Source organism: Chlorobium sp. KB01, assembly GCF_001975465.1.
GTDB lineage: Bacteria > Bacteroidota > Chlorobiia > Chlorobiales > Chlorobiaceae > Chlorobium.
Genome location: NZ_MPJE01000058.1, coordinates 1 through 3,515, shown reverse-complemented (window position 1 = coordinate 3,515; position 3,515 = coordinate 1). Strand labels below are relative to the sequence as shown.

At 46.8% G+C, this 3,515-nt stretch carries 4 protein-coding genes; all 4 read right to left on the bottom strand.

Annotated features, from left to right (window positions below; translation table 11 throughout):
* Nucleotides 1–14: 14 nt before the first annotated feature.
* Nucleotides 15–1,436: a hypothetical protein gene (locus BOO20_RS06025; protein ID WP_076791364.1), complete on the bottom strand. Its 1,422-nt coding sequence runs from the start codon at nt 1,434–1,436 to the stop codon at nt 15–17.
* 39 nt (nt 1,437–1,475) lie between these two features.
* Nucleotides 1,476–2,297: an MBL fold metallo-hydrolase gene (locus tag BOO20_RS06020; RefSeq protein WP_076791363.1), complete on the bottom strand. Its 822-nt coding sequence runs from the start codon at nt 2,295–2,297 to the stop codon at nt 1,476–1,478.
* Between the two features lie 67 nt (nt 2,298–2,364).
* A complete protein-coding gene (locus BOO20_RS06015; RefSeq protein WP_198935427.1) occupies nt 2,365–3,120 on the bottom strand; it encodes a type 1 glutamine amidotransferase domain-containing protein in 756 nt (251 codons plus the stop codon).
* A 16-nt stretch (nt 3,121–3,136) separates the two neighbouring features.
* A complete protein-coding gene (locus BOO20_RS06010; protein WP_076791360.1) occupies nt 3,137–3,382 on the bottom strand; it encodes a hypothetical protein in 246 nt (81 codons plus the stop codon).
* Nucleotides 3,383–3,515 lie beyond the last annotated feature (133 nt).

Sequence of the window (3,515 nt, the reverse complement as noted above, 5' to 3'; positions counted from 1 at the left end):
GCCTTTATTTTCAATTAAAAGCGCATCAGTACAGTGAACTGCAGGATATCAGCATGTTTGTCATTGCCGAAAACGCGCTCTACCCCCCCTTTGTGAGGAGTGGCGTTGCCGTAGATAAGCATGTAATCAACTTTCCCGGAAGGTGAATATCCCAGAATCAAATCCCATTCGGATGCGAAGCGTTTTGAAGAAACTGCAGTGTCGTCAAGTTTCGCCGTGCTGGCTTTGTTGAAGTGGTAATCATAATAGAAAATCTTCAGCCAGCTGTCCTTGAGCGGCGGCATCAGCGTGATGTTGAAGAAATGGGTGTCAAGATTGCTCAGACGGGTTTCATATGTACCCACCACGATTCCCTGGTACCAGTAACCGAATCCGTAAGGTGTTGATCCATTATGCATGTAATCCCATGCCTCATTGCTCCCCGTTGAGGCATCGTCTCCTGAAAACGAAGAGTAACGGTACCCGATGGTGGGATACCATGGCAACTCCGGTATGTAATACTTGACTTCAGAAAACCATGCCCTGGCCGTTTTTGAAGGAAACGTATTGCGCTGGTAATCGAATTCTCCGGCAATCTCCATGTTGGGCAAGTCATTGAGAGGGTGCCCCCTGCCATGGAGGCCAACTGTGCTGGTACCATCCCTGGTATCCATGGCTGATTTGAGCACATTGAAATATGAAAGACCGATTTTACCGTGTTTGCTGTCCTGTAGCTCGATGTTGCCGCCAAGAATTTCGTCATCACCAGCATCATGATCGGTCATCAGGTAGAAAAGTTCTGCGTAATATGGCATTTTCCTGACTCGCAGAATGCCGGTGTTCTCCCAAGCCTGACGAGGGTCCAACCAGTAAATACCCTTATGTGCATTCGCTTCGTCGTTGCCGTCAACAAGTACCATCCCGTCTCCAAGCATGAAATTCTGCTTGCCGATACTGATATCAATACCGTCCCTGTCGACAAACGGGATCGTCTCACCCGATCTCCAACCGATATAGGCCTTGTCGATATCGAGATGTGAAAGGTTTTCGCCGACGAGTTGAGGAGCCTTGCTGACTGAATAACGTTCGCCTGCCGTGAGACCCCAGCTGTCGCCATCGCCTCTGGTGTATGATCCCACTGCACGAAGGCCTCCGTAGAATGATGATAGAGAGCAATCTTTCAATATGAATTCAACCTTCGGTGCGACATATGCTTCTGTCCTTGCAATATCCTTGGCATAATACTCGACATCCAGCTGTCCCAAACCAAAGTGTGTATTGGTCATCGACATGGTGGAAACGCCAAAATCGGCGCCATACTTTACCGACAGAGAATCAGGTTTGGCAAGAGAATCTGCAGGCGCAACGCCAACGGTGAAAAACACAACAGGTATCAGGGCACGCATCATTGTGCCGAGAAAACCGCTGCAGCCTTTTTTTTTCGCATAGTTCATCATGGGGGATTTGATGGTATGGTTGTATTTATGGTTGAGCCATCACATGTCGTAAAGGAAATAGACTGACATTGCGACCATGGAGGGTAACTCATAGTCGGGAAATGTATTGATAATGTTCTGCATGAAATTGTCCCTGGTAGATACCGAATGGATTTTCCTGATATCTTCCAGATGCTCTATGTTTTGTTTGATGATCAAGTGGTCACAGGGAACTCCATGGCCAGGAAGCACAAGGTCATAAGCGTTGTGATCGAACTTGCGCAATGCAGTTGCCCAGCCATCGAAACACATGGTACCGTCTGGAGATCGTTGCCCCACAAAAAAATGAACCTTGTTATAGATCAGGTCCTGGGCAATCAGAATCTTTTCAGAAGGCAGCTCAACGACCAGCATGTAGAGGTCTTCAGCTGCGGTGACTTTGTGAAGTTTCAGCATGATGCCGTCAACGACGATCGATTCCGATTCTATGATATGGTTCGGAAGTATGGGCGCATCAATAACAAGATCTCCGTGCTGGCTCCTGTGAAATCCGATAGCAAGCCCGGCAAATCCCTTGATCTCCTCTATCGTTTCTGGATATGCATAGCTGTCAACATCCTGAAAATACTCGATACCGAACCAGTGGTCCGGATGGGCATGGGTAATGAAGAGTCGATCAATTGGCTTTCCAAGCGAATCTACGTAGTGACGAAGTTCACTGGCATGAGGCCTCATCAGCATGCAATCCACCACAACCAGTGCATTTGTTGTCTCAATAATCTGGGCATTCACCCTTTCGCCGTCATCAGGAGAGGCGCAGCAATGAATCGTAACGTTCCCCTGTTCGATTCTGGTAATAACCAGATGGTTTTGTTCGCTCATTGTTTTATGCTTGCGTATTAAGGTCAATAAAGATGATCTGTCGATGATAATCCATTGAGCAAAAAGATCACTCCTTCAGTAGAACTTCGACAAGCTTGTTACCGAACGCAATACTCGACTCTACGGATTGAGCTGACACAAAAGGTGGGTCGTAATGAACGACAGGTTTGTTTCTGTTCGCTGAAGGATCAGCGATTACCTTCCCGCTCTCTCCGACAGCATCTTCGATGATCATCTGAAGTGGGAAGACAAAGCCCGGAGTAACCAGATCGGTTCCCGGATTCTTCGGATTTGAGCCAAAAAGAGGATAATTCAGATCACCTGTAAAATCCCACTCTTTTGGATGGGCAACAATCTGCTTGCCGTTGATGATGCTTTTGCCATCATCCTCTTTTCTTGCCCAAACGAACGCGCCGACGGCATAACACAAAGCCCCGATTACCTTGCTTTGAGCATAAAATTGTTCCAGTAACCGGTGTACCTTTGCATTTCCGACAAGATCAAGCGGGGAACCGGGCCCACCGACGATAACCATAGCATCGAAATGCTCAGCTTTGACATTTGCGATTTTGACAGGATTGTCCCACTCTCCGTTTTTGAGAATCTCCATAACCCTGTCTACAACTGGTGCTGGATTGACATTATAGTTCTGTACAGGATCAATAAAATCCTTGTCAATGCTTAGCATCAACGGCAAGGGAGTTATACCTTTTTCAGTTGCCAGCGTCAAGCTGAATCCAGCATTTTTCAGCGCATCCCAGGGTGCCTGAAGCTCTTCGCCCCAAAGACCGAGGTTGGAAGCGAGAATAAGTATTTTTTTCATAATGACATGGTTTTGATTACTGCATCACACCCGAAAAGTGACGGTATATTTTATCATCCTTCATATAAAGCGCGTCCCATACGCGCACAACACCCTCGGTGGTGTTAATGGTCGCCTCAAGGCAGATTGAATCCTCATAAAATCCAATTTTTTCAAGTGACTGAAAGCCTCGGTAAACTTTTTCGAGATACATCCCGAACTGTTGTTTGAGAGCAGCCTTACCTGTCACCACCTGCCCTTCACTGCCCAGCATCAGTATCATGACAGCATCATCGTGATAGTCATTGTCACAACAAGCCTTCCGGCATCTCCTTTTGAGAGCAGTTGCAGATGATTGTCAAGAAATATCTGGTAATTCATGGCAAACCTTGTTTAATGATGAATGATCGTTTCTA

Bases quoted from the DNA above. Each gene is read 5' to 3' on its own strand.
- BOO20_RS06025 (WP_076791364.1), bottom strand. From the start codon at position 1,436: ATGATGAACTATGCGAAAAAAAAAGGCTGCAGCGGTTTTCTCGGCACA.
- BOO20_RS06020 (WP_076791363.1), bottom strand. From the start codon at position 2,297: ATGAGCGAACAAAACCATCTGGTTATTACCAGAATCGAACAGGGGAAC.
- BOO20_RS06015 (WP_198935427.1), bottom strand. From the start codon at position 3,120: ATGAAAAAAATACTTATTCTCGCTTCCAACCTCGGTCTTTGGGGCGAA.
- BOO20_RS06010 (WP_076791360.1), bottom strand. From the start codon at position 3,382: ATGATACTGATGCTGGGCAGTGAAGGGCAGGTGGTGACAGGTAAGGCT.